The 23696-nt window shown below is 72.5% G+C and carries 26 protein-coding genes and 1 tRNA gene; 19 read left to right on the top strand and 8 right to left on the bottom strand.

The features are described 5' to 3' along the window. The first annotated feature begins 20 nt into the window (after nt 1-20). Complete coding sequence (locus tag ABZT93_RS14825) at nt 21-965, top strand: peptidoglycan-binding domain-containing protein (protein ID WP_356103875.1); 945 nt, start codon at nt 21-23, stop codon at nt 963-965. 67 nt (nt 966-1032) lie between these two features. On the opposite strand, the gene ABZT93_RS14830 is transcribed toward ABZT93_RS14825, so the two are convergent. After that, nucleotides 1033-1701 carry an HAD-IA family hydrolase gene (locus ABZT93_RS14830; protein ID WP_356103878.1) on the bottom strand — a complete coding sequence of 223 codons (669 nt, stop codon included), beginning with the start codon at nt 1699-1701 and terminating at the stop codon, nt 1033-1035. 193 nt (nt 1702-1894) lie between these two features. Next, a complete protein-coding gene (locus ABZT93_RS14835; protein ID WP_356103880.1) occupies nt 1895-2476 on the bottom strand; it encodes a TMEM165/GDT1 family protein in 582 nt (193 codons plus the stop codon). A gap of 345 nt (nt 2477-2821) precedes the next feature. Here ABZT93_RS14835 and ABZT93_RS14840 point away from each other — a divergent pair, with 345 nt between their 5' ends. The 4 genes from ABZT93_RS14840 (at nt 2822) to ABZT93_RS14855 (ending at nt 6729) form a co-directional block, all read left to right on the top strand. Further along, nucleotides 2822-3466 carry an HNH endonuclease family protein gene (locus ABZT93_RS14840; RefSeq protein WP_356103882.1) on the top strand — a complete coding sequence of 215 codons (645 nt, stop codon included), beginning with the start codon at nt 2822-2824 and terminating at the stop codon, nt 3464-3466. Nucleotides 3467-3537: 71 nt separating this feature from the next. After that, nucleotides 3538-5202 (top strand): alkaline phosphatase D family protein, encoded by a 1665-nt coding sequence (locus tag ABZT93_RS14845; protein WP_356103885.1) that lies wholly within the window; start codon nt 3538-3540, stop codon nt 5200-5202. Between the two features lie 303 nt (nt 5203-5505). Continuing rightward, on the top strand, nt 5506-5955 hold the full coding sequence (locus tag ABZT93_RS14850; protein ID WP_356103888.1) for a DoxX family protein: 450 nt from the start codon (nt 5506-5508) through the stop codon (nt 5953-5955). A 162-nt stretch (nt 5956-6117) separates the two neighbouring features. Beyond that, nucleotides 6118-6729, top strand: coding sequence for a VTT domain-containing protein (locus tag ABZT93_RS14855; RefSeq protein ID WP_356103890.1), 612 nt, complete (start codon nt 6118-6120; stop codon nt 6727-6729). Nucleotides 6730-7182: 453 nt separating this feature from the next. Here the strand turns inward: ABZT93_RS14855 and ABZT93_RS14860 are convergent, their stop codons facing one another. After that, nucleotides 7183-7413: a DUF2277 domain-containing protein gene (locus tag ABZT93_RS14860; protein WP_356103893.1), complete on the bottom strand. Its 231-nt coding sequence runs from the start codon at nt 7411-7413 to the stop codon at nt 7183-7185. 117 nt (nt 7414-7530) lie between these two features. On the opposite strand from ABZT93_RS14860, the gene ABZT93_RS14865 reads away from it, so the two are divergent. Then, nucleotides 7531-8445, top strand: a complete 915-nt coding sequence (locus ABZT93_RS14865) for a 2-dehydropantoate 2-reductase (RefSeq protein ID WP_356104253.1) — start codon at nt 7531-7533, stop codon at nt 8443-8445. Between the two features lie 41 nt (nt 8446-8486). On the opposite strand, the gene ABZT93_RS14870 is transcribed toward ABZT93_RS14865, so the two are convergent. Next, nucleotides 8487-8996: a GNAT family N-acetyltransferase gene (locus ABZT93_RS14870; protein WP_356103896.1), complete on the bottom strand. Its 510-nt coding sequence runs from the start codon at nt 8994-8996 to the stop codon at nt 8487-8489. A 134-nt stretch (nt 8997-9130) separates the two neighbouring features. Here ABZT93_RS14870 and ABZT93_RS14875 point away from each other — a divergent pair, with 134 nt between their 5' ends. After that, nucleotides 9131-10117 (top strand): alpha/beta hydrolase, encoded by a 987-nt coding sequence (locus tag ABZT93_RS14875; RefSeq protein ID WP_356103898.1) that lies wholly within the window; start codon nt 9131-9133, stop codon nt 10115-10117. On the opposite strand, the gene ABZT93_RS14880 is transcribed toward ABZT93_RS14875, so the two are convergent. After that, complete coding sequence (locus tag ABZT93_RS14880) at nt 10075-10686, bottom strand: dihydrofolate reductase family protein (protein WP_356103901.1); 612 nt, start codon at nt 10684-10686, stop codon at nt 10075-10077. The two genes, ABZT93_RS14875 and ABZT93_RS14880, sit on opposite strands and share 43 nt — an antisense overlap. A gap of 273 nt (nt 10687-10959) precedes the next feature. After that, nucleotides 10960-12177, bottom strand: coding sequence for an MFS transporter (locus ABZT93_RS14885; RefSeq protein ID WP_356103904.1), 1218 nt, complete (start codon nt 12175-12177; stop codon nt 10960-10962). Nucleotides 12178-12278: 101 nt separating this feature from the next. On the opposite strand from ABZT93_RS14885, the gene ABZT93_RS14890 reads away from it, so the two are divergent. The 3 genes from ABZT93_RS14890 (at nt 12279) to ABZT93_RS14900 (ending at nt 14642) form a co-directional block, all read left to right on the top strand. After that, the gene (locus ABZT93_RS14890; protein WP_356103906.1) at nt 12279-13034 is read left to right on the top strand and encodes a hypothetical protein; all 756 of its coding nucleotides are present in this window, start codon (nt 12279-12281) and stop codon (nt 13032-13034) included. A 32-nt stretch (nt 13035-13066) separates the two neighbouring features. Further along, the gene (locus ABZT93_RS14895) at nt 13067-13615 is read left to right on the top strand and encodes a YciI family protein (protein ID WP_356103909.1); all 549 of its coding nucleotides are present in this window, start codon (nt 13067-13069) and stop codon (nt 13613-13615) included. 61 nt (nt 13616-13676) lie between these two features. After that, nucleotides 13677-14642, top strand: coding sequence for a YihY/virulence factor BrkB family protein (locus ABZT93_RS14900; protein ID WP_356103912.1), 966 nt, complete (start codon nt 13677-13679; stop codon nt 14640-14642). A 29-nt stretch (nt 14643-14671) separates the two neighbouring features. Here ABZT93_RS14900 and ABZT93_RS14905 read toward each other — a convergent pair whose 3' ends face one another. Further along, nucleotides 14672-15097 (bottom strand): DUF6003 family protein, encoded by a 426-nt coding sequence (locus ABZT93_RS14905; protein ID WP_356103914.1) that lies wholly within the window; start codon nt 15095-15097, stop codon nt 14672-14674. A gap of 201 nt (nt 15098-15298) precedes the next feature. Between ABZT93_RS14905 and ABZT93_RS14910 the strand changes: the two genes are divergently transcribed. Beyond that, on the top strand, nt 15299-16615 hold the full coding sequence (locus tag ABZT93_RS14910) for an MFS transporter (RefSeq protein WP_356103916.1): 1317 nt from the start codon (nt 15299-15301) through the stop codon (nt 16613-16615). A 51-nt stretch (nt 16616-16666) separates the two neighbouring features. After that, nucleotides 16667-17005: a hypothetical protein gene (locus ABZT93_RS14915; protein ID WP_356103918.1), complete on the top strand. Its 339-nt coding sequence runs from the start codon at nt 16667-16669 to the stop codon at nt 17003-17005. A 78-nt stretch (nt 17006-17083) separates the two neighbouring features. On the opposite strand, the gene ABZT93_RS14920 is transcribed toward ABZT93_RS14915, so the two are convergent. Next, nucleotides 17084-17155, bottom strand: a tRNA-Val gene (locus tag ABZT93_RS14920). A gap of 211 nt (nt 17156-17366) precedes the next feature. On the opposite strand from ABZT93_RS14920, the gene ABZT93_RS14925 reads away from it, so the two are divergent. The 7 genes from ABZT93_RS14925 (at nt 17367) to ABZT93_RS14955 (ending at nt 23631) form a co-directional block, all read left to right on the top strand. Then, nucleotides 17367-18137: a DUF4097 family beta strand repeat-containing protein gene (locus tag ABZT93_RS14925; RefSeq protein ID WP_356103921.1), complete on the top strand. Its 771-nt coding sequence runs from the start codon at nt 17367-17369 to the stop codon at nt 18135-18137. Between the two features lie 79 nt (nt 18138-18216). Further along, complete coding sequence (locus tag ABZT93_RS14930) at nt 18217-19593, top strand: hypothetical protein (protein WP_356103924.1); 1377 nt, start codon at nt 18217-18219, stop codon at nt 19591-19593. Nucleotides 19594-19730: 137 nt separating this feature from the next. Next, the gene (locus tag ABZT93_RS14935) at nt 19731-19919 is read left to right on the top strand and encodes a hypothetical protein (protein ID WP_356015576.1); all 189 of its coding nucleotides are present in this window, start codon (nt 19731-19733) and stop codon (nt 19917-19919) included. Between the two features lie 13 nt (nt 19920-19932). Beyond that, nucleotides 19933-20646: a hypothetical protein gene (locus tag ABZT93_RS14940; RefSeq protein WP_356103926.1), complete on the top strand. Its 714-nt coding sequence runs from the start codon at nt 19933-19935 to the stop codon at nt 20644-20646. Further along, a complete protein-coding gene (locus ABZT93_RS14945; RefSeq protein ID WP_356103929.1) occupies nt 20643-21623 on the top strand; it encodes a hypothetical protein in 981 nt (326 codons plus the stop codon). Before ABZT93_RS14940 ends, ABZT93_RS14945 begins: the two co-directional genes overlap by 4 nt. Further along, nucleotides 21620-22540 carry a hypothetical protein gene (locus ABZT93_RS14950; protein WP_356103931.1) on the top strand — a complete coding sequence of 307 codons (921 nt, stop codon included), beginning with the start codon at nt 21620-21622 and terminating at the stop codon, nt 22538-22540. The genes ABZT93_RS14945 and ABZT93_RS14950 overlap by 4 nt, the downstream gene beginning before the upstream one ends. After that, on the top strand, nt 22537-23631 hold the full coding sequence (locus ABZT93_RS14955; protein WP_356103934.1) for a serine hydrolase domain-containing protein: 1095 nt from the start codon (nt 22537-22539) through the stop codon (nt 23629-23631). Before ABZT93_RS14950 ends, ABZT93_RS14955 begins: the two co-directional genes overlap by 4 nt. Nucleotides 23632-23696: the final 65 nt, after the last annotated feature.

Raw genomic sequence — 23696 nt, forward strand, 5'->3', positions numbered from 1 at the left:
GTGAGGGGAGGGACGAACACATGGCGGAGCCGAGCGGCCATCTGTGCCCGGAGTGCGGGGCGCCGAGAGGGACGGACAACACCCCGTCCTGCGGGTGCACCCAGCGCGCCTCGGACGCGCTGCGGGACGCGCGTACGGCGGAGGCGGCCGCGGCGGAGGACTTCGATCCGCTGCGCATACGGCCGTACGTGGAGCTGGACGACGAGACCGCACCGGTGCCGAGGGTGCCCGCGCCGGACGCCACGATGCCGCTGCGCGTGCCGACCCCGCCGGCGGCCACCCCCAGCCCCGCCGACCTGAGCCTGTTCGAGGCCGCGGGAGGCTCCTCCTCGCGCGGCGAGACCACGGGCGCGCACCCGCACCGCACCCGACGCCGTACGGTCCTCCTCGCCGCCATCGGGGCGGTCGTGGCCGTGGTCGCCGCGGCCGGCCTGGCCAGTGGGCTGTTCGCGTACGAGCCGCCGTCGCGGGACCAGGCGGCGCCGCGGGACGTACGACCGGCGGTCCCGGACGCGACGACGAGCGCGGCGTCGGCACCCCCGTCCACGGCCACGGCGTCCTTACGGCCGTCCTCCGCGCCCCCGCCCGCCACGGCGAGCGCGAGCCCGTCGGCCTCCCCGTCCCCGTCGAGATCCAGCGCCTCCCCCGCCCCGTCGCGGTCCGTCGAGCCCTCGGCGACCCCGTCGGCCTCCGCCGCGACGAAACCGGCGGCCGGGTCCGACGCGGCGCGCGAGGTGACTCCGCCGGTGCTGCGCCGGGGGTCCGAGGGTCCGGAGGTGGTCGAGCTCGAACTGCGGCTCAGCCAGGTCGGGCTGTACTCACGCAAGGCGGCCGGGCACTACAACGAGGGCGTCGAGGACGCGGTCGCCGCCTATCAGTGGCAGCGGGGGATCCAGGGGGCGGAGCACGGGGTGTACGACCTGGTCACCCGGGAGCGGTTGGAGTCGGAGACGACCGAGCCGTAGGTCGTTTTCGGGGTGCGCGCCACCGTTGGAGGGAGCGGCCGCCCGGTTCCCCGCCGGTGAAGGGCGTCTAGCTCACGTGGAGACGGATCGTGCCGTCCTCCACCGGCTCCACCCGCACCTGCGTGAGGTCCCGCACCACCACGTCCGGGCCGTGCAGACCGGCCCTCGGGCCGACCCCCACCACCCGCATCCCGGCCGCCTTCCCGGCCGCGATCCCCGCTCCGGAGTCCTCGAAGACCACGCACTCCGCCGGTGCCACACCCAGCTCCGCGGCCCCCTTGAGGAACCCCTCGGGGTCCGGCTTGCTGGCGCCGACCGACTCCGCGGTGACCCGGACATCGGGCAGTTCCAGCCCCGCGGCCGCCATCCGGGCCGTGGACAGCGGGACGTCGGCCGAGGTCACCAGCGCGTGGCGCAGCCCCCGCAGGGAGGCCAGGAACTCCGGTGCCCCCGGTATCGCCACCACCCCGTCCATGTCCGCGGTCTCCTCCGCGAGCATGCGCGCGTTGTCCGCGAGGTTCTGCTCCATGGCCCGGCCGGGCAGCAGGACCGCCATCGACGCGTGCCCCTGGCGGCCGTGGACGACCTTCATGACCTCGTCGCCGTCCAGGCCGTGGTGTTCGGCCCAGCGGCGCCAGATGCGCTCCACGACGGCGTCGGAGTTGACGAGGGTGCCGTCCATGTCGAGCAGGAGGGCGCGGGCGGTGAGCACGGTGGGGGCGGCGGTGGCCGTCATCGGCAGCTCCAGGACGCGGGACGTGGGGCTTCGGAGGTGTCTCCCCCGCGCCCCCCGGGAGGGACAAGGCGGCCCCGCCCGCCGGTCAGGGAAAACGGGCGGAGGCCACTTTGTTTCTCCACGGTACAAAATCGGGCGGGTTCCCGCCACCACCCCCCGGACACCGCCCGGAACAGTTCACCCGCCGTTCAGCTCAGCCGGTCACTGCCTCCCACAGGCTCCACAGCCCGAGGCCCAGCATCAGCAGCGCCGCGACCTTGGTGATGAGCTTCAGCGGGACCCGCTTCATCAGGGCCTTTCCGCCGACGATGCCGAGACCGGCCACCGCCCACAGCGCGAGCACCGCGCCGAGGCCGACGGAGAGCGGGTCGTCGTACCGGGCCGCGAGGTTCGCCGTCATGATCTGGGTCAGGTCCCCGAACTCGGCGACCAGGATGAGCATGAACCCGGCTCCGGCGACCTTCCAGAAGGACTGGTCCTCCGGATTGCGGATCTCCTCGTCGCCGTCGTCCTTCTTCAGCAGCAGTACGGCCGCGCCACCGAGGAAGAGCACGCCCGTCAGCGCCTGCACGATCTGCTGCGGCAACAGGGTCAGCACGCTCCCGGCCGCCACGGCGAGCGCGACATGCAGCGCGAAGGCGGCGGCGACGCCCGCGAAGACGTAGGAGGCGCGGTAACGGGTGCCGAGGACGAGGCCGGCGAGCGCGGTCTTGTCGGGCAGTTCGGCGAGGAAGACGACGCCGAAGACGACGGCCGTCACGGTGAAGCTGATCAAGGGTCCTCAATCGGTCGGGGCTGCCCCGCCGAGAGTGTTCCTGCGAAACGACGCCTCGGCACGGCAGCACACAGTCAGTGCACTACTGGCCGAAGGTCTCGCTGGCCGGTCCGTGAAGACCTGCCTCCGGGCGCCGGCTCAGACGAGCTGAGCAGTATGTCGACGGTCCGGCGAAGAGCTACTCCCCTTCAACGCCATCCATCGTACGTGATCGTTTCGCCATAAACCTTGTCGTGTCATGTACGCGTCACTAACTTCTCACCGTACGCACATCTCCCCGCAACACGGAGCCGCGAGCATTCGAGCGCTCGCACTCCAACACCCCCGCCCCCCAAGGGAGTTCGCATGCCGAAGTTCTACGCGCGTCGACGGCTCAGCATACTCGGCGCGCTGACCGCGCTCATAGCCTCCGTCGCGGTTCTCAACGGCCCGACCGCCTCCGCCGCCCTCCCCACCCCGGTCAGCGCGGCCACCGCCCGCACCTATCTCGCCTCGCTCACCGTGGCGACCGAGAACCGCACCGGCTACGACCGGGACCTGTTCCCGACGTGGATCACCATCAGCGGCACCTGCAACACGCGCGAGTACATCCTCAAGCGGGACGGTTCCAACGTCGTCACCGACTCCGCCTGCGCGGCCACCAGCGGCAGCTGGTACTCCCCGTACGACGGCGCCACCTGGACCGCCGCCTCGGACCTCGACATCGACCACCTGGTCCCGCTCGCCGAGGCCTGGGACTCCGGCGCGAGCGCCTGGACCACGGCCCGCCGCCAGTCCTTCGCCAACGACGTCACCCGCCCGCAGCTCCTCGCGGTGACGGACAACGTGAACCAGTCCAAGGGTGACCAGGACCCGGCCACCTGGATGCCCTCGCTCACCTCGTACCGCTGCACCTACGTCCGCGCCTGGGTCCAGGTGAAGTACTACTACGGCCTCTCCGTCGACTCCGCGGAGAAGAGCGCGCTCACGAGCTACCTCGCCAACTGCTGACGATTCCGTAACGGAACCTCCCCGCGGACCTCCGTCGTTCCGTACCGTACGGGGCGACGGAGGAGGATCACGTGACGGATCTGCGGGTCGGACCACTGCTCAGGTACGTCGACGGCTCGTCCGCGACCGTATGGGTCGAGACGAGCCGTCCGTGCACCGCCGAGGTGCGCTGTTCGGACGGCACCGGCGGTGAGGCCCCCACCTTCCAGATCGCGGGCCACTACTACGCCCTGATCCCGGTCGACGGCCTCACCCCCGGCACGGGGCGGTCGTACGAGGTGTTCCTGGACGGCACACGCGTGTGGCCGTTGCCGAACTCGCCCTTCCCGCCCTCCGTGATCCACACGCCCACCGAGGAGGCGCCCGTCCGCGTCGCCTTCGGCTCCTGCCGCTGGGCCGCGCCTCCGGAGGGCGAGAAGGACCCGGTCGGCCCCGACGCCCTGGACACCCTCGCGTCCCGGATCGCCGCCGAGCCGGAGGGCGAACGCCCGGACGTCCTTCTCCTCCTGGGCGACCAGGTCTACGCCGACGAGACCTCCCCGGCCACGCAGAGCTGGCTGGCCGCCCGCCGCGACCTGAGCGACCCGCCGGGCGACCAGGTGGCGGACTACGAGGAGTACACCCACCTCTACTACGAGTCCTGGCTCGACCCCGAGGTGCGGTGGCTGCTGTCCACCGTGCCCAGTTGCATGATCTTCGACGACCACGACGTCATCGACGACTGGAACACCTCCGCCGCCTGGGTCGAGGACATGCGCACCGTCTCCTGGTGGCGGGAGCGGCTGCAGAGCGGGCTGATGTCGTACTGGGTCTACCAGCACCTGGGCAACCTCGCCCCGGCCGAGCTGGCCGCCGACCCGCTCTACGCCGCCGTACGTCAATCCCCCGACGGCACCGACGAGTTGCGCGCCTTCGCCTGCCGGGCCGAGGCCGACGCGGCGTCCGTGCGCTGGAGTTACCGGCGCGACTTCGGCCGGGTGCGGCTGGTCATGGTCGACTCCCGCGCGGCCCGCGTCCTCGACGAGGACAACCGGTCGATGCTGGACCCCGGCGAGGCCGAGTGGCTGCGCGGACAGGCGCTGGAGGACCGCTCCTCCTACGACCACCTCCTGATCGGCACCTCGCTGCCCTGGCTGCTGCCACACCTGGTGCACGACGCCGAGGCGTGGGACGCCGCGCTGTGCCGCGGGGAGCGCGGTGCGCGCTGGGCCCGGTTCGGGGAGGATCTGCGGCGCAAGGCGGATTTGGAGCACTGGGCGGCGTTCCCCGACTCCTTCACGGCGCTGGCGGATCTGATCGCCGAGGTGGGTTCGGGTCCCGAGGCGCCGGCGACGGTACTGGTGCTGTCGGGGGACGTGCATCACGCGTACGTGGCAGAGCCCAAGTGGCACACCGGCGGACCGGACGCGCGCGTCCTCCAGCTCACCTGTTCCCCCGTCCACAACTCCGTGCCCGGCTATATCCGGTTCGGCTTCCGCTTCGGCTGGAGCGCGACGGCGCGGGCGCTCGGGCGGGGGCTCTCCCGGCACGGACGCTGTGCGCGACCGCCGGTCTCCTGGCGGCACACGGGCGGCCCTTGGTTCGGCAACCAGCTCATGACGCTGACGCTGAGCGGGCGTTCGGCGCGACTGCGGCTGGACCATGCGCGGGAGTCGGGCGCGGGACTGACGCGGCTGGTGACGATCTCGGAGTCCGAACTCACCGGGGAGAGCGGCCGGGAAGCGTCCCGGCTCTGACGGAGCATTACCCATGCGTCACTGACACATCGTCAACAACGGTGCGAGGCAAGGCTGTTCACGTTCGGCACGACCCTTCCGAGTGCAGATTCGGACACACTTTCGGAGACGTCGACGGGGTGGCGACCGGCGCTCCACGTGCGACTACGGATGAAACGGAAGGGGCGTCAGAGGCAAACCGGTGGCTAAATGTTGAACTTGCAAGCACAGATCAGGGACACCTAGCGTGGAGAGCCGACTCGGTCCCATCCCCCCTGGGGCGACCCCCCTGTGGGACCGACCCGACCGAAGGAGTCCCCCACAATGACCGGACGCCTGAACAGCGCCCAGCCATACGCCCTCGGCCTGTACCGCATCGTCGTCGGCCTGCTCTTCCTCTGCCACGGCGCGGCCTCCCTCTTCGGTGTCCTCGGCGGCGTCCCGGGCACCCACGGCGGCACCCTGGAGGCGGGCACCTGGCCCGGCTGGTACGCGGCCGCGATCCAGCTCGTCTGCGGCGGCCTCGTCCTGCTCGGCCTGGGCACGCGCGCCGCCGCGTTCCTCGCCGCGGGATCCATGGCGTACGCGTACTTCAAGGTGCACCAGCCCATGGCCCTGTGGCCCATGGAGAACGGCGGCGAGGCCGCGGCGATGTTCTCCTGGGCCTTCCTGCTGCTGGTCTTCACCGGGTCCGGCGCGTTCGGCCTTGACCGGCTGTTCGCCCACCGCTCGGCGGAGGAACGAAAGCCGGCGGCGGAACCCGTGGCCGCCTGAGATCGTCTCGTACGGTGCCCTCCCCCTGTCCGTGGAGGAGGGCACCGTACGAGGCAGCCGGGTGAACATGCCGCGCTCATCCCATGAGCCCCCCGTGAATCTCCTGTCACTGCCCACGCGTACGCTGTATGGCTGTCTACGGGGGAATCACGGGGAGTCGCGGTGTTGGAGAGCCTGGGGTCACTGACCGGCAGTCCATGGATCTATGCCATGGTCGCGCTGTCGGTGCTCCTCGACGTGTTCGTGCCGTTGCTGCCCAGCGGGGTGCTGGTCATCACGGCCGCGACGGCGGCGGCCGCGGGCAGTGCGGCGACCGGGCAGGTCCCCGACGTGATGGCCCTGATCCTCTGCGCGACGACCGCCTCCGTGCTGGGCGACCTGGCGGCCTACCGCCTCGCCTTCCGGGGCGGTGCGCGCCTCGACCGCGCGATCGCCCGCTCGCGTCGTCTTACCACGGCGCAGGAACGTCTCGGCGACGCGCTCTCCGCGGGCGGCGGGGCCCTGGTGGTCCTCGCCCGCTTCGCCCCCGCCGGCCGCTCGGTGGTCTCCCTCCTGGCCGGTACCGCCCAACGCCGAGCCCGTGACTTCCTCCCCTGGTCCGCCCTCGCGGGCCTCTCCTGGGCGGCGTACAGCGTGGCCGTCGGCTACTTCGGCGCGCACTGGCTGGGGGCGACCTGGCTGGCGACGGGGGTGTCGGTGGCAGCCCTGTTCGGGGCGGGGGCGGCGGCGGCCTATGTGATGCGGCCACGTCCGGGGGGAGCGGAGGCGCGCTAGCGGCTTCGGCGTCAGGGGCGTCTGCGTCTGCGGGCGTACGTCGTGTGGTGGGCGGTGGAGCCCTGCACCGGCACGGGCCGACGGGCGGGATAGGACAGAACCTTCCCGGGACGGCAGGGCGCGCGGCGGCCGCGAGCCGGGTGAGCTGCCCGTGACATGCCCCACGCCCCACGGCGGCCACGCTGAGGCAGCACCTCCCCCGGCGACGGCAGGGCGCGTGCAAGCTGGTGCGGCGCAACGACCCGCCCCGCGGCCACAGCGGCGAGGCTGAGGCAGCACCTCGCCGGGAGACTGGCCAGACCTGTTGCCCGGCCGGGCCCACACCGGGTACGCCTTGCAACGGCACGCCCCGCGCCCACGTAAGGTCGGACTACGGCAGCGCCCGCCCTGCGACGGGCCGGGCCTGTTCCCCGGTCGGCCCCGGACCGGGTACGGCACCGAGGGCCGTCCAGGTCACCCCGCCTCGCGGCGGGTCGCTCCCCGGACTTCCAGGCCGGCCAGCAACTCGGCCGTCGCCTCGGCGATCACCTCCACGGCCCGTTCGAAGACCTCCCGGTTGTGGGCGGCGGGGGCCCGGAAGCCCGACACCTTGCGCACGTACTGGAGCGCGGCGGCCCGGATCTCCTCCTCCGTCGCTTCCTCGGGCAACACAGGCGGACGAAGCGTCTTGATACTGCGGCACATACCGTCAGTCTCCCTCCCCGGGCGGATCGGCGCTTCCGTCCGCCCGCTCCCGATGCCATGATCCTTGCCGAGGCGGCCACCGACCCCGGGGCCGACCGGCGAAGGGAACAACTCGACATGGCGCACGACTCCGCGCACCGCAGACTCACCGTGGCCGTCCTGGGCCCCGGCGGCACCGGCGGCCTGCTCGCCGCCCTCCTGGCCCGCACCGGACACCGGGTGATATGCCTGGCCGGCGAGGACACGGCGGACACCCTGCGCACGGCGGGCATCCAGGTCCGCAGCGGCACCTTCGGTGACTTCACGACCCCCGTCGAGGCAGACACCGAGCTGCGCGAACCGGTCGACGCCTGCGTGATCGCCGTCAAGCACACCTCCCTGCGCTCCGCCCTCGACCGCGTCCCGCCCACCGCCCTGGGCGACGGCCTGGTCGTCCCCCTGCTGAACGGCGTCGAGCACCCGGCGACCCTGCGCACCCGCTACCGCCCGGACCGGGTCGCCCCCGCGGTCATCCGCGTCGAGTCGACGAGGATCGCGCCGGGCGTCATCGAGCACGGCAGCCCCTTCGCCGAGCTCGACCTGACCGGCGACGGCGTCCCGCGCGAGCGTCTCGACGCACTGGCCTCCGTGCTTACCGCGGCCGGCACCAGGAGCCGTGTCCTGGACGACGAGGCCGCCGCCCTGTGGGCCAAGATGTCCTTCCTCGCTCCCTTCGCCCTCCTCACCACGCTGCACGCGCTCCCCCTCGGCGAGGTGCGCACCCACCACCGCGAGGAACTGACCGCGCTGGTCGAGGAGACCGCCGCGGTCAGCGGAGCCTGCGGCGGCCCCGCCGACCCCGCCCAGGCCCTCGCCCGCTACGACGCCTTCCCGCCCGGGATGAAGTCCTCGATGCAGCGCGACGCGGAGGCCGGCCGCCCCCTCGAACTGGACGCGATCGGCGGGGCGTTGCTGCGCGCGGCGGACCGGCACGGGGTGAAGGTGCCCGTCGCGACGCGGGTGGTACGGCAGTTGGCGACCGCCGAAGACTGACGGCCCGCCCGGACCGTCACCGCCCGCCTCCACGCACGCTCTCAGCGCTCGTCCCCCGTCAGGTCGAACCGCCAGTCGTTCGACGTGATCCAGTGCCCCTTCGGGTACTCGAACTCGGCCTGTCCGAGCAGCGTGAAGCCCGCCCGGCGGCAGACGCCGTTCGACGCGGTGTGATCCACGCTCGGGAACGCGTGCAGATACCGGTGTCCGCCGGCCGCCCGTGCCTCCGCCACGACGGCACGGGCCGCCTGCGCGGCCAGCCCCCGGCCCTGGAACTCCGGCAGGATCCCCCACCCGGTCTCCCATACCAGCGAGTTCCGCCACTCACGCTCCCAGAACCCCACCGAGCCGACGGTCTCCCCGCCGTCCGCGAGCGTGACGCGGTACATCCGCCCCGACGACAGCTCGACGTACCGCCGATGCCGGTCGAGGAGCTTCTCCTCGCTCTCCGGCCCGCCCAAGTGGTCCATCATCTCAGGGCTGTTGGCCCGCTCCAGCAGCCAGAAGTCGCCCTCCGCCCAGGGCACCAGCCGCACCTGCTCCGTCTCCATGCCGGCCACCCTAGGCGCCGGGTCTGACAACGCCCCCGGCCTGCGGGTTTGCCGAACCGGCAACAGACCTCGCGCTGCCTGGTCGCCACCCCGCAGGATCGTCGTAACCCGTGATCCGTACGTACGGAGGACACATGCCGCACCTCACCCACCGTCTGGTCCCCGGTCCCGCCGGCCGGATCCACCTCGTGGAACAGGGCACCGGGCCCCTCGTCCTGCTGCTGCACGGCTTCCCGGAGTCCTGGTACTCGTGGCGCCACCAGCTGCCGGTGCTGGCGGCGGCCGGTTACCGCGCGGTCGCCGTGGACGTGCGCGGATACGGCCGCTCCTCGAAGCCGGAGGCGGTGGCGGCGTACCGGATGACCGAGCTGGTGGAGGACAACGCGGCCGTGGTGGCGGCGCTCGGCGAGCGTTCCGCGGTGGTCGTCGGGCACGACTGGGGCGCGACGATCGCCGCGCACTCGGCGCTGCTGAGGCCGGACGTCTTCCGCGCGGTCGCCCTGCTGAGCGTGCCGTACACGCCGCCCGGCGGCCCCCGCCCCAGCGAGGTCTTCGCGGGGATCGGCGGGCAGGAGGAGTTCTACGTCTCCTACTTCCAGGAGCCCGGCCGGGCCGAACGGGAGATCGAGCCGGACGTACGCGGCTGGCTGGCCGGCTTCTATGCCGCGCTCTCGGCCGACACGATGCCCACGGCCGACGCCCACCTCCCGGCCGCCGACCCGCACTTCGTCGCACCCGGCGGGCAGCTGCGCGACCGCTTTCCCGTCGGCCGCCTCCCGGGCTGGCTCACCGAGGACGATCTCGACGTCTACGCCGGGGAGTTCGAGCGCACGGGGCTGACCGGTGCCCTGAACCGCTACCGCGCGATGGACCGGGACTGGGAGGACCTGGCCGCGTACGCGGGCGCTCCGATCCACCAGTCGTCGCTCTTCCTGGGCGGCACCCTGGACGCCTCCACCACCTGGCTGTCCGACGCCATCGACGCCTTCCCCGGCACCCTCCCCGGTCTGCACGCGGCCCACCTCCTCGACGGCTGCGGCCACTGGATCCAGCAGGAACGTCCCGCAGAGGTCGGCCGTCACCTGACCGACTGGCTGGGAGCCGTCGTGAAGGGGCGGTAGCGCACGTTCACCGTCGCCGCGCGGTCGCCGTTGAGGCGTTGCAGGCGGATGGGAGCGCCGCCGGGGTTGTCGAACAACCGGATCCCGTCGCCGAGCAGGACCGGCGCGATGTGGAGGTCGATCTCGTCGATCAGTCCGCGTTCCAGGAGCTGGCGACCGATCGTGGGCGAGAAGACCTCCACGTTCTTGCCGCCTGCGGCCTCCAGGGCGATCCGGACGGCGTCGTCGGCGTCGCAGCTCAGGAAGGTCACGCCGGCGGCGGGTCCCGCGTCCTCGGGGTGGTGCGTGAGGACGAACAGCGGCCCGTGCCAGGCGCCGCCGTAGATGGCACCGGCGTCGGGGAAGGCGTCCCAGCCGTCCCGGCCGCCCAGCACGGCCCCGGTCGTGCCGGCGTACTCCTCGACGAGGCCGGGTCGGAACGAGAACCCCGTCATCCAGTCCATCGTGTGCCCGGGGCCCGCCACGAACCCGTCCAACGACATGGTGAAGTGCCAGAGCACCTTTCCGGCGGCGGTCTGCGGTTCCATGTCCGGCACCGACGCCGTGCGCACGTTCTGTGGGTTCTCCATGGCTGTTCCTCTCCGGGGCGCTCCTCGTCTCCTGGGAGACCGGTTCCGCCCCGGAAAGTCATCGCCGGCCGGCCGCGGCGCGGTGCACCCTGTCCCCGAGGCACCCCGTCCCTCCCCTGAAAACCGGCCCCGCCCCCGAAAGTCAGCGCCGGGGCCCGCCCGGCCGCCCGGACGCTCCGCCCGGCGCGCGGGGACGGCCAGCACGGCGACGGCGCGGTGCACCCCTGCCGCGGCCGGCCCCTTTCCCCCTGCAAGCCAGTTCCACCCCGAAAGTCACCGCCGGACCACCATGGCGCGGTCCCGCCGCCCGGACGACCGCGCACGCCGCGCGGCGGCGGCCATGACGGCGACGGCGGTGAGCACCATGACCGCGCCGACGTAGAGCGGTGCGGTGTAGCCGAGGCCCGCCGTGATCGCGAGGCCTCCGGCCCAGGCGCCCAGCGCGTTGCCGATGTTGGACGCGGACACGTTGGCGCCGGCGGCCAGGGCCGCGCCCTGTGCGTGGTCGGTGACGCGGGTGATCATGCCGGGTACACCTGCGAAGCCGAACACCCCCATGAGGAACACCAGCACCACCGAGGCCGTGGCGCTGGCGGCGAGCAGCCCGAACACCGCCAGGGTCACGGTGAGACCGGCCAGGGCGAGGATCAGCGCGCGGTCACGGTCGTGGTCGGCGGCCCGCCCGCCGATCAGGTTCCCGACGACCAGGCCGACGCCGTACACCATGAGCAGCCAGGCGACGTCCGCCGAGGAGAAGCCGCCCACCTCGGTGAACGTGTAGGCGATGTAGCTGAACGCGCCGAACATCCCGCCGTAGCCTAGCGCGGTGGCCACCAGCGTCAGCCAGACCTGCCCGGACCGGAACGCGCCGACCTGGGCGCGCAGGGCGGTGGGAGCCGTCGACGGTGTCTGTGCGGCGCGTCCCGGCACGAACGCGATGATTCCCGCGAGCGCGAGCAGGCCGACCGCGGTGACCGCCCAGAACGCGGCCCGCCAGCCCCAGCGCTCCCCCACCAGCGCGCCGAACGGCACGCCGAGGACATTCGCGACCGTCAGTCCGGCGAACATGACGGCCACCGCGCGGGACTTCCGCTCCGGCGCGACCAGGCTGCGCGCGACGAGGGAGCCGATGCCGAAAAACGAGCCGTGGCACAGGGCCGCGACGATCCGCCCGAGCAGCATCACCTCGTAGCTCGGCGCGATGGCGGACAGCAGGTTGCCGAGGACGAAGAGGACCACCAGGCCGGCCAGGACGTGTTTGCGGGGCAGCCGCGCGGTCACCGCGGTCAGGACGATCGCGCCGACCGCGACGCTCAGCGCGTACCCCGAGATCAGCCGTCCCGCGGCCGCCTCGGACACCGCGAAGCTCGACGCCACCTGCGGCAGCAGGCCCGCGATCAGGAACTCGGTCAGCCCGATGCCGAACCCGCCGACGGCGAGCGCGACGAGCCCGCCTGGCGTCCGTCGCCGTTCGATCGCCCGGCTATGCACGACAATCCTCAAGATCCGCGCCCATGGACCGACCCTCGCGTCCCGGCGGCTGATCGGTCCATGGACAAAGAAGCGACGGCACTTGGACGAAAGCGGGGCAGATGTTCACGATCGAGGAACGGGACCGTCTGCGGGAGCGGTTGCTCGCGCGCGCGGAAGCCGACGACAGCATCGTGGGCGCCGCCTTCACCGGCTCGTACGCCGTCGGGGAGGGGGACCGCTGGTCGGACACCGACCTGGTGCTGGCCGTCCGCGGCGACCTAGCTCCGACCCTCGAGCGGTGGACGGGCTGGCTCTACGACGATCTCGGCGCCCGGCACCACTGGGACCTGCCCGTCGGGGCCGGCGTCATCCGGGTGTTCCTCCTGCCGGGCTGGCTGGAGATCGACCTGACGTTCGCCCCGGAGGCCGAGTTCGGCCCGCGGGGCCCGCAATGGCGGACGGTCTTCGGCCGGACCCGCCCCCTCGAACCCTTCACTCCTCCGGACGGCGACACCTTGGTGGGCCTCCTGTGGCACCACGCCCTCCACGCGCGCGTGTGCGTCGAACGCGCCCGCTGGTGGCAGGCCGAGCACTGGATCAGCGCCCTGCGCGACCATGTGATCACCCTGGCCTGTCTACGACTCGGCCACCCCGCCGCGCACGCGAAGGGCGCCCATCTGATCCCCGAGGACCTCTCGACCGCGCTGGAGACGACGCTCGTCCGTTCGCTCACCGCCGCGGAACTCGACCGCGCCCTGGGCGCCACGATCACCGTCGTCACGGCCGAACTCGCACGTTCACGCCCCGAACTCGCCCCCCGCCTGACCCCGATGCTCGCGCAGCTGACCAACCCGCAGCCAGGCGAATTCCGTTGAGATGTGATCGTCGGTGGACGAGGCTCTGGGGCATGGAGTTCTTCTGCTACCACCGTGACCGGCCCGGTTCCCTGTCCCTGCGTGAGGAGCTGACGCAAGCGCACTGGTCCTACATGGACCGGTACGAGGCCGAACTGATCGCCCGTGGGCCGACGTTCGCCGACGGCGGCGATAGGCTCACCGGAAGTGTGCACATCGTCGACCTGCCCGATCCGGCGGCCGCCCGCGCGTTCGCGTTCGATGAGCCCAACTACCAGGCGGGCGCGTACCGGGACGTGCTGCTCCGTCGTTGGCGCAATCTGCTGGGCCGCACCATGTGGGACTTCCCCGGCGGCCGGACCGGCGGTGACCGGTATCTGGTGCTGGGGCTCGGCACGGGAGAGGCCGTCGACCTCGCCGTACCGCCCGAGAGGGACGACCTGATCGCGTACGGCCCCCTGCTCTCGGACGACGCCACCACCTGGCTGGGCACGGCGGCCCTGGTCCGCGCCCCGGGTCCGGACCGGGCGCGGGCCGTGCTGACCGCGGACCGGTACGCCGCGGTGGAGGTCCACGAGTGGGAGTTCGGCGGACGCCGCTGACAACCCGGTTCTCGGGGCAACCGCACAGGGACCTGCCGTACGAACAAGGAGCGTCCACGCCATGGGTACCGCCGTCCGCGTCCCGCAGACCCGGGACATGATCGGGGACGAGCTCTCCGGAGACGAGGCGTTCACCGCCCTGCGTCACTACGGCGGTCTGCGGCTGCTGACCGACTCCGTCGCGCGGTTCCGTTACGCCGACGGCTTCACCAACGCCCGGGCCCTCGCCTTCCAGGTGGTGCTCGGTCTGGTCCCGTGCACCGTGGCGCTGGTCGGCCTGGCCACGTCGGTGCACACGGAGGGCGTGGGCCGGATCATCGAGCTCACGCTCGGCCGGATCGTGCCCGGCGCGAGCGCCGACGTCGTGAAGGACGCCTTCGACGGGACGCGGCGCACCGCCCACGGGAGTGTCTGGAGCACGCTCGCCCTGTGGCTCGGCCTGGGCTTCGCCCTTTTGACCCTCGCCTCGGCCATGGGCCAGATCGAACGCGGCGCGAACCGGATCTACGGCATCGAGCGCGACCGTCCCTTCCCGCGCAAGTACGCGCGCGGGATCGTGCTCGCGCTCGCCGCCGGTCTGCCCCTGGTGCTGGGCTTCGTCGTGCTCGTGGCCGGAGAGGCGGTGGGCGACGCGGTGGCCGAGTCCGCGGGGCGGGAGGGCGGCGGGCCGCGCTGGTGGGGTGTGCTGGACCTGCCGGTGGGGCTCGTGCTGGCCTGGGTGGCCTCCGCGGTGATCTTCCGCTGGTCGCCGCGCCGGGTGCAGCCCGGCTACACCTGGCTGGCCTTCGGCTCCGCCGTGCATCTGCTGCTGTGGGTGTCGGCCACCCGGCTGCTCGCGCTGTACGTCGAGGAGAGCGGTGCCTTCGGCGCCGTGTACGGGCCGCTCACGGCCTTCATCGCCCTGCTGCTGTGGGCGAACCTCACCGCTGTCGCGCTGTTCCTCGGCATCGCCTTCGCCGCCCAGCTGGAAGCGGCCCGCGCCGGCATCGAGTCGGCCGTGCACCCGGACCCCGGCCCGGGTGAGTGAGGCCGGGAGGCGATCCCGCGGTCCCGCGGTCAGCCCTGCGCGGCGGCGGTGACCGTCGCGGGGTCCACGCCGGTCAGTTCTACGATGCGGTGCGGTGGCACACCGGCGGCCAGCGCGCGGCCGATCAGTGCGTCCAGGCCGTCGGCGCGGTCGCGGTAGGCGAGCAGTTCCTCCTCGACCCCGGCGAGCGACTGCGGTGCCAGGTGGTGGCGGACCCGGCTCAGTTCCTCGTCGCTCAGCGGCACGGGCAGCCGTTCGGCCCCCTCGGGCACGGCGGCGGTCTCCTCCGGCGGCAGCAGCCGCAGGTGCGGGGAGGTAGGCGTGGATCCCTGGGCGTCCAGCCACGCGCGCACCGCGGGGGTCTCCATGCACGCGAGCCCACCGACGGCGGCGGGGGCCACGCCGAGCTGCGCGGACGCGTCGTCGAGCAGGAACAGGTAGGCGTCGTCGGTCATCCTCGGCTCCTTCTCACCAGGCTGATCGACCTTCCATTACCCCGCCTCGCCCGGCTAATGTTCGGGGCCGGCGAGTCACCGAGGAGGGGCGAGGACATGCCCGGTTTCCCGAGCACGCGTTGACGTCGTGGGCCGTTCGGCCCGTCATCGCGTGCTGCCCTTCACGGTGTGGCACAGCAAGCCTTCGATCCGAGGATCCTTGTGCCGTCCCCTTCCTCCGCCGTGTCCGATTCCGGTCGCCCCGCCCCGTCGAGCCTCTGGCGGGACCGCGACTTCCGTAGCCTCTGGCTGGGCCAGACTTCCTCTCAACTCGGCGAGCACACCAGCCTGTTGGTGTTGCCGCTGTTCGCCGTCCTGACCCTCGACGCCGATGCCGGCCAGTTGGGCGTCCTGCGCGCCGTGGGGCAGGCGCCGATCCTGTTGCTCTCGCTCCTCGTGGGCGCGTGGGTGGACCGATGGCGGACCCGCACGGTGATGGTCCTGTCGGACGCCGGGCGCACCCTGGCCCTGGGCGCCGCCGCCCTCGCCGGGCTCCTCGGCCTGCTCGGCCTGCCCGCGCTGTTCGTGGTCGTCTTCGCGGTCGGGGCCCTGTCCGTGTTCTTCGACGTCGCCTACCAGTCCTCGCTCGTGCGGCTGGTACGACGGGATCAGCTGGTGCGGGGCAACAGCGCGCTCGAGGGCAGCCGGTCCGCGGCGCAGATCGGCGGCCCGGCCCTCGGCGGCGCGTTGGTCTCACTCCTGTCGGCGCCCTTCGCTGCCGCCTGCGGTGCGCTGTTCTTCGCGCTGTCGTTCCTGTCGATCCGGCGGATCCGGCGGATCGAGTCGGTCCCGGAGCGCTCCGAACGTCCCCCTCGCATCGGGCGGCGGATTCATGAGGGCCTCCGTTTCGTCGTCGGCGACACCTCGCTGCGGACCGTGTGCCTGGCCTCGGCCGCCTTCCAGTTCTCCTTCGCCGCGCTGATGACCGTCTATCTGCTCTTCCTGCCAAGGGAGTTGCACCTGTCGGGCAGCGAGGTGGGACTGTCGCTCGCGGCGACGGGGCCGGGCGCGCTCCTGGGCTCCGAGCTGGCCGCCCGGCTACCGGGCAGGTTCGGGTACGGCGCCGTACTCCTGTCCGCGGCGGCCGTCGGCGACGGCGCGTTCCTGTGGGTGCCCGCGCTGCACGGCTCCTCCGCGGTGACGGTCGCCGCGCTCCTCGCGGTCGGCTTCGTGTTCGGGGCGGGGGGCCAGTTGGTGAACGTCACGGTCATGGCCGTCCGGCAGGCGGTCACCCCGGACGGGATGCAGGGCCGTGCGGCCGCCACGATCACGTTCGTCGGCATGGGCCTGACCCCGCTCGGCTCCCTGCTCGGCGGATTCCTCGCGCAGGAGTGGGGGCTGCGCACCAGCCTCCTTGTGACGGCCGCGGGCATGCTGCTGTCCCCGGTGGTGATGGCCCTGTCGCCGCTGGCCCGGCTGGGGCGGACGCTGCCCGCCCGCCCTGCTCCTGGACCGTCGACCGGCCGCCCGTTCGCATGAACCTCCGGAAGCGACTCGCAACCCAAAATCGAACAGGCGTAGCATTGTGCCGTGGCTAAGACCTATGACTTTCCTAGCGACCTCCTCGCCGGTCAGGAGGAGCTGCATCAGGTCCGGGCCGAGCTGTCGGCCCTGCTCAAGCGGCTCCCCTGGTCGGTCGCGCCTCTGGACGGCTTCAGCGACCACAACGGCTGGCGGAAGGTGGAGCGTCCCGCCTCCCCCGGCTGGACCCCCGACGAACAGGCCGAGGTGGAGAAGCTCCGGCAGCGCGAACACGAGCTCGCGGTCTTCGTCACCACCCACCGCTTCTGGACGGAAGTGGAGACCCCGGACCGCGTGGACGCCCGCACCGGGCTGAAGCACGCGTCGCGCGGGCAGGAAGCGGGCTGAACGGCCCGGGCATGCCCAAGGCACGGCAAGGAACGACGAAGGACCCCGGCCGCGATCGGCCGGGGTCCTTCCGTGAGGTGGGCGCGGACGGTTTCGAACCGCCGACATCCTGCTTGTAAGGCAGGCGCTCTACCCCTGAGCTACGCACCCGAGACGAGTCGACAGCCTACCTTGCCCAAGGCCCTGTCCTGCAAACCCTTACTCGGGAGCCCGAGGACGTCAGGGTCGATACGGGGGAAAACCCCACCCCCGATCCGGGAGCGGCCCGGATCCCCCTCAAAGGCCCCGGTCCCTAGGGTCGAAGCAGGGTCGCGGAGTGCCCGCGACCGCCCGCTCAGGGCTAGATCAGGGGGAGATCGTCATGGTCCGTTCCGTTCCCGCACGTGCCGCCGCCGCGGCCGGGGTCGTCGCGCTCGTCGTCGCGGGGGCCACCGCCTGCGGTGCCTCCGCCGGGGACGACAAGACCCCGGACCACAAGTCCTTCGCCCTCCACGGCCGCACCCTGACCGTCGACTCCGACGACTCGGCGCTGGAGATCGTCGCCGCCGATTCGAACAGGTCGGGCACGGTCGAGGTCACCCGCTGGTTCCAGGGAAGCGTCGCCTTCGGCGAGGGCCCGAAGGTGACCTGGTCGATGAAGGGTGACCGGCTGGTGCTGCGGATGAAGTGCAGCGGTGTCGTGGCCGACTGCGCGGCCAAGCACCGCATCGAGGTGCCGCGGGACATCAGCGTGAGGGTCGAGGACGGCGACGGCAGTGTGCGGGCCCGAGGGTTCACCCGCCCGCTGAGCATCAGCACCGGGGACGGTTCCGCGCGGGTCACCGACTCCAGCGGACCGCTGGAGCTGCGCACCGGCGACGGATCGATGCGCGCGAAGGTCACCTCCCGCCAGGTCACCGCCCGCACCGGGGACGGCTCGCTCCACCTCGAACTCGGCGCCGTACCGGACCGGGTGGAGACCCGCAGCGGCGACGGCTCCGTGACCGTCGAGCTGCCGAAAGCCACCTACCGCGTGGACACGAAGACCGGCGACGGAGGGGTCGACGTGTCCGTCCCCCGGTCCGACTCCAGCGACCACCTCGTGTCCGCCCAGAGCGGAGACGGGAAGGTCACGGTGCGAACCGCGAACTGACCGGCCCGTGTGTTCGTCCCTAACCGGTGGGAGAATGACACCGGGCACCGCCAGGACGAACACAGCACGGGAGAGGGATGTGACGGCGACACCATCGCAGCCGGACTCGTCGTCGTCGGTGCCGCGCGCACACCGCCAGGCGCTCAGGGACACCCTCACTCTCGTCGGCCTGCCGCTGCTCGCCGCCCTCGCGCTGCCGGCCGCGTTCGCCGGCGGCGGCACCCGGCGCTGGTTCGGCGGGCGCGCGGAGAGCCAGCGGGCCGAGGCGCAGGCCGCGAAGGACGCCGCCGCGGCCGCGTTCTACGAACTGGACACCGCCCAGCGGGATCTGCGGATCTCGATAGAGACGATCACGGCCGTCGACGACTCCCCCGCCGCCCGGCGGGCGGTCGCCGACTTCCAGGCGATCAGCGGGCGCATCGACGAGGCCAGCAGTCACTACATCGAGGCCGTCGACGCCCATGACCTCGACCGGGACGACCTGGAGGCCGCGGTCGCCGCACACGCGCGTACCGAGCTCACCCGGGCCAAGGACGAGCTGGGCAACGTCAAGAACGAGCTGGACCGTTTCGGTGACAGCCTCGGCCCGCTGCTAGGCAAGGCCGAGACCCAGCTCGCCCGCCTCGCCCCGGCCGTGGAGCGGGCCCGGCAGGGACTGCTGGCCGCCTCCAACGCCCTGGACGCCGTACGGGAGTCGGGGCTCAAGGCAGACGACCTCGCAGCCCGGCTCGCCGCTCTGGGGCCGGAGTTGACCAAGCTCAACCAAGGCGCCGGACAGCACGGTGTACCCCAGACCCTGGAGCGTGCCGAACGGGTCGCGCGGGAGGCCGAGTCGGTCCGGGTCGAGGCCGAGCGGCTGCCGGAGCGGGCCGCGGAGATCGACCACCGGCTGGTCTCCCTGCGCACCCGCGCCGAGGCCCTCACCACCCGCGCGGGCCAGGTCGATCCGGTTCTCAGCGAACTGCGCCGCCGGTTCACCGCCGCCTGCTGGCAGGACCTCCAGCACGTCCCGGACCAGGCCGCGGAGAACGTCCGGCAGGCCGAGCAGAAGCTCCGCGAGGCCCGCGCGGCGCGCGACGACCAGCGCTGGCCGGACGCGACCTCCCTGCTCTCCACGGTCCGAGCCCTGCTCAACACCACCGACGAGTCAGTCTCCGCCGCCGGTGACCGGCTGCGCCGGCTGAACGCCGTGCAGAAGGACCCTCAGCAGGAGATCGACCGCACCCGCTTCGCCATCCGTGACGCCCAGCGCCTCGCCATGACGGGCCGCACCACCCCCGACCCACGGCACGCGCGCCCCCTGGACGACTCGGTGGGCCGCCTGGACCGGGCGATCGCCGGCCTGGAGGGCCGCCACCCCGACTACTGGCGCTTCCTCACCGAGACGGAAGCGGTACGGCAGACGGTGGCGCGCGTGGTCTCGCAGATCCGTGAGGAGCGCGGGGGCGCGCACTAGAGAGCTGCTCGTCAACTACTCGCGAGCAGGAGATTGAATCTCGCACGAACTGGACAAATCACCCTTTTTTGCATAGATCGCCCAAATGCGGTGACATGGATTGAGACCCGCATATCTCTCGCAAAGGAGATGGTGGTATGTCTTCCACCGAGTTCCAGCTCGAGGACCTCACCGAGGTTCCCGGCACCGACGTCGAAGCGGCTCTCGACCCCGTCGAGGCCGACGGCTACTACCGCGACAGCCGCCAGTGCGCGGCGCTCGCTCTGGTGTCGTCGCACAGCCAACTCCTGCTGTCGCCTCCGACGCCACGGCCGAAGAAGGGCTGACGGGAGAACCCGAATGGAGCAGTCAGGCACTTCGACCCGCCTCGCGGGCGCGGTGCAGGGCCTCACGTCGGAACTGGTCTCCGCTCTTCGGAGCGGAGACCGCTTCCGGCTGGCAGGCACGGTCGCGAAGGGGCTGGGCTCCGGGGCGACCGCCGACCCGTCCCTCGCCGCCGTACGGGTGGTGGGCGCCGATGTCGTCCTGCCGAGCGTCCTGTTGCGCTGTGCGCCCCCCGATCCGGACGATCTCACGGTGTTCGGCAGAGCCGTACACGCCTACCCGCCCCCCGCCGACGCCCCTCCCACCTCGGTGTGGAGCCACTGGGCCATGAGGCGGGCGCTGTTGCGGCTGAACGCGTCCCTCGACGGCACGCCGGGCGACGACAGCGAGCCCGAAGCGGCCTGGCTCGACGACGCGCCGTGGCAGTTCCTGACCCACCAACTCGCCGTGCTCGCCCCGCTCGCGCTGCCCGGCGAGGACTGCGCGGTGGCCCGTGCGGCACGGCGCCGCCCGGTCGACGTCGCCCGGGGCTTCGTACGAGCGGTCCGCCGCCGCGACTGGCTCCAGGCGGCCGGTGCCGGACGCTGGCTGGTGCTCCTCGACGATGTGCCGCAGACGCTGGGCCTGGACACCGGGCTGGAGTTCGTGGCGCAGATGGGCGGCGCGGACGCCCGAGTCGCGTTGCAGGTCGAGGCCGCTCAACTGATGCGGACCGGAGTGCTGGTGTGACGGCGCCCGCGGCACGGGCGACGCGCGAGGTCCGGGATGTGGGCGAGGCCGCGTTGACCTGGGTGTCCGCCCACCGCGACGGATTCACGCTCGGCGACGACGCCCTCGCCGAGCACGGCAATGTGAACACCACCTGGAAACCCCTCGGTGAGCTGGCCCAGGTGTGCGTCTGTGTACGACGGCACACCGATCCGGCCGACCCACTCCATGTGTTGGCGTCCGACCTGCTGTCGTTCGCTTGGCAACAGACCGGGCGCGGCGCGCTCTTCGTGGAGTTGCAGCGTCTCGAACCCTTCGCGACGTATCCGCTGGAGGTGTACGCGGCGTTCGCGTCGGCCGGCCTGCGCCACGCCGGCTACGAGCGCGCCGCCGCGACGGTGGCCCGCACCCGCAGCTGGCGCGTGACGGAGCAGGAACCCAACCGGCGCCTGAGCGTGCTCAACTCCGAGCGGCGCGGCGGCATCCCGGAACACGACGACATGGCGCCGGCCCTGAGCCGCACCTGGCTCGCCGGTCTGCCCGAGCCGTGGACGTTCGAGCTGGCCGCCGGTTACACGCTCACCCATGTGATCTTCCATCTCACCGACTGGGGCCTGACCCCGCAGTCCGTCCCCGCGCCGGTCGCGGACTATCTCCACCACTGGCTCGCCCCCTGGCTCGACACATGTCTGGAGGACGAGCAGTGGGACCTGAGCTGCGAACTGCTGGCCGTGGCGAGCAGTCTGCCCGGCCCGCCGGAACGCGCTCTGTTCGAGGAGGCGTGGGCGAGACTCTCGGTGGCGCAGGACGATTCGGGCGCCGTCCCGGAGGTCGGCGCCCGAGGCAGCCGTACGACAGCGCCCGCCTTCATCGACTGTTACCACTCGACGCTGATGACGGCCTTCGCCGCCGTGCTGACCCTCAACCGGCTGCGCGAGGCGGCCGGGGACGAAGCGGGGTCGGCCGCGGTGGACGGCGGACAGGGAGTGCGAGGATGATCGACACGCGTCTCGTCCACCAGGTCGGGCTCGGTGCCCTGGAGTGGCTGCACGCCCACCGCGAGGGATTCCGGCTGGAGTTGGACGCCGACCCGGAGGTCGGCTTCCTGGAACGCTTCAAGCCGGTCGGTGAACTCGCCCTCATCTGCAAGGTGTTGTTCCGCGAGGGCGTGGCCGGGTCCCGGCAGGCCACCCTGGCACGGCAGTTGCTCGACCACGCCTGGTGCCACACGCTGGACGGCGGCCGGATGCTGGTGCTCGGCCAGGAGACCGAGCCCCTCTCGCCCGTCCCCTTCGAGGTGTACCTGCCGTTCAAGGAGCTGGGCTACAGCTGCCCCGAGGCCGAGCGGGCCTTCCGGCTCAACCACCGGCTGGACAGTTTCGCCGCCCTGGAGGTGTCGCCGGTCCGCCGCCTGGGCCTGTCCGCCTTCCGGCGCCGCTTCGGTCTGCCGCCCAGGCTCCCGGAAACCGACCTCGTCGGCGCGACATGGCTGGGGCGGTCGCCCGAACCCTGGACCGTGGAAGGGCACATCGCCTACGACATCACCCACACCGTCTTCCACCTCACCGACTGGGGTGAGAACCCCGACGGTCTGCCGGCCGGGATCGCCGACTACCTCGCGACCTGGCTGCCGGTCTGGCTGGACGACTGGCTCGACCTGCAACGCTGGGACCTGCTCGGCGAGTTGCTGGTCGTCGACGCCTGTCTGCCGCGTCCCACGTTCGACGAGCGGGCGTGGGAAGGCTTCGCCGCCGCCCAGCAGCCCGACGGCGCGATGCCCGCCGTGCGCACGATGCCGCAGGGCGAACCCGACGAGGTCTTCGACGTCGTCTACCACCCGACGCTGGTCGCCGCCTTCGCCTCCGTACTGGCCATGTCCCGCGCCCTGACGCGGCTGGCCCACACACCCTCATGACGGCCGCCGCACGCCTCACGCGTCCCGTTCCCTGGCCGGGCGCCCCGCTCGACTTCACCGGCGTGACGTCCAAGGAGGCACCCCTCGACGACGAGGAGACCCGGCGGCGGCTCGACGCAGCCGTCGACGCCGTGGACGCGCCCGACGTCGTCTTCGCCCTGTCCCGGCACGGTCGCCGCACCGTGCGCAGCGGAGGCACCGCGCCACCCCCGCCCGTGCCGCGCGATCGGCTGCGCTACGAGATGGGATCGGCCTCCAAGACGTTCACCGGACTGCTGCTGGCCCAGCTGACCCATACGGGGGTGCTGTCCGCCGGCGAGCCGGCCGCCGCCCTGCTGGATCCGGCCCGGCGGCCCGGCGAGGACCCCGTCACCCTCGCCCACCTGATCACCCACACCTCCGGGCTGCCCGCCCTGCCCGCCGACTTCTTCGTCCGGGCGCTGCCCACGTGGCGTACCAACCCCTACGCCCGCTATCCCGCCGAGCGCGTGGTGGACGCCTTCCTGCGCCACCGGCGCCGCCACCGGCCCGGCACCCGCTGGCACTACTCCAACTTCGGTGTCGCCGTCCTCGGTCACGCCCTGACTGCGGCGACCGCCACCCCGTGGGACGACCTGATCACCGGTCAGGTGCTGGGCCCGCTCGGGCTGAACGGGGCCACCCTCGTCCCCGGCGGCCCGGACACCGACGCCGTCGGGCACCGCAGGGACGGTACGACGCCCGTGCCCCCGCTGACCGTGGGCGGCTTCCAGGCGGCCGGAGCCGTCCGGGCCACCCCGTACGACCTGCTCACGTTCCTCGAAGCCCATCTGGACCCGTCGGACCGGCCCCTGACCGGTGCGCTGCGCGCGGTGCGCCGCCCCGTGCTCCGGCGCGGTGTCGGGCACCGGCATGTCCACACGGTGGCCTGGTTCCAGCACCCCACGGAGCGTGGGCGGATGTACTTCCACGGCGGGGCGACCCTCGGCCAGCAGGCCTTCCTGGGGTTCCGGCCGGACACCGGTACGGCGTTGGCCGCCATGTGCACCCGCCGCTTCCGCGTCCGCGACGCCTTCGTGCCGACCGCGTACGCCCTGCTGGCCGAGTTGTAGACGAGGGACGACGGACGGGGCGCCGCCCAGGTCATGGCACGGCGCGGGGGCAGCATTCGTGAACC

The sequence above is a fragment of the Streptomyces sp. NPDC005303 genome, assembly GCF_040607335.1.
In the GTDB taxonomy this organism is placed as follows: domain Bacteria; phylum Actinomycetota; class Actinomycetes; order Streptomycetales; family Streptomycetaceae; genus Streptomyces.

Excerpts from the sequence above, each read along its gene's own strand:
- ABZT93_RS14935 (WP_356015576.1), top strand. The coding sequence starts at position 19,731 with ATGTCTTCCACCGAGTTCCAGCTCGAGGACCTCACCGAGGTTCCCGGC.
- ABZT93_RS14940 (WP_356103926.1), top strand. The coding sequence starts at position 19,933 with ATGGAGCAGTCAGGCACTTCGACCCGCCTCGCGGGCGCGGTGCAGGGC.
- ABZT93_RS14870 (WP_356103896.1), bottom strand. The coding sequence starts at position 8,996 with ATGGAGACGGAGCAGGTGCGGCTGGTGCCCTGGGCGGAGGGCGACTTC.
- ABZT93_RS14840 (WP_356103882.1), top strand. The coding sequence starts at position 2,822 with ATGCCGAAGTTCTACGCGCGTCGACGGCTCAGCATACTCGGCGCGCTG.
- ABZT93_RS14905 (WP_356103914.1), bottom strand. The coding sequence starts at position 15,097 with ATGACCGACGACGCCTACCTGTTCCTGCTCGACGACGCGTCCGCGCAG.
- ABZT93_RS14955 (WP_356103934.1), top strand. The coding sequence starts at position 22,537 with ATGACGGCCGCCGCACGCCTCACGCGTCCCGTTCCCTGGCCGGGCGCC.
- ABZT93_RS14900 (WP_356103912.1), top strand. The coding sequence starts at position 13,677 with ATGGGTACCGCCGTCCGCGTCCCGCAGACCCGGGACATGATCGGGGAC.
- ABZT93_RS14850 (WP_356103888.1), top strand. The coding sequence starts at position 5,506 with ATGACCGGACGCCTGAACAGCGCCCAGCCATACGCCCTCGGCCTGTAC.
- ABZT93_RS14860 (WP_356103893.1), bottom strand. The coding sequence starts at position 7,413 with ATGTGCCGCAGTATCAAGACGCTTCGTCCGCCTGTGTTGCCCGAGGAA.
- ABZT93_RS14895 (WP_356103909.1), top strand. The coding sequence starts at position 13,067 with ATGGAGTTCTTCTGCTACCACCGTGACCGGCCCGGTTCCCTGTCCCTG.
- ABZT93_RS14830 (WP_356103878.1), bottom strand. The coding sequence starts at position 1,701 with ATGACGGCCACCGCCGCCCCCACCGTGCTCACCGCCCGCGCCCTCCTG.
- ABZT93_RS14865 (WP_356104253.1), top strand. The coding sequence starts at position 7,531 with ATGGCGCACGACTCCGCGCACCGCAGACTCACCGTGGCCGTCCTGGGC.
- ABZT93_RS14880 (WP_356103901.1), bottom strand. The coding sequence starts at position 10,686 with ATGGAGAACCCACAGAACGTGCGCACGGCGTCGGTGCCGGACATGGAA.
- ABZT93_RS14950 (WP_356103931.1), top strand. The coding sequence starts at position 21,620 with ATGATCGACACGCGTCTCGTCCACCAGGTCGGGCTCGGTGCCCTGGAG.
- ABZT93_RS14825 (WP_356103875.1), top strand. The coding sequence starts at position 21 with ATGGCGGAGCCGAGCGGCCATCTGTGCCCGGAGTGCGGGGCGCCGAGA.
- ABZT93_RS14890 (WP_356103906.1), top strand. The coding sequence starts at position 12,279 with ATGTTCACGATCGAGGAACGGGACCGTCTGCGGGAGCGGTTGCTCGCG.
- ABZT93_RS14875 (WP_356103898.1), top strand. The coding sequence starts at position 9,131 with ATGCCGCACCTCACCCACCGTCTGGTCCCCGGTCCCGCCGGCCGGATC.
- ABZT93_RS14925 (WP_356103921.1), top strand. The coding sequence starts at position 17,367 with ATGGTCCGTTCCGTTCCCGCACGTGCCGCCGCCGCGGCCGGGGTCGTC.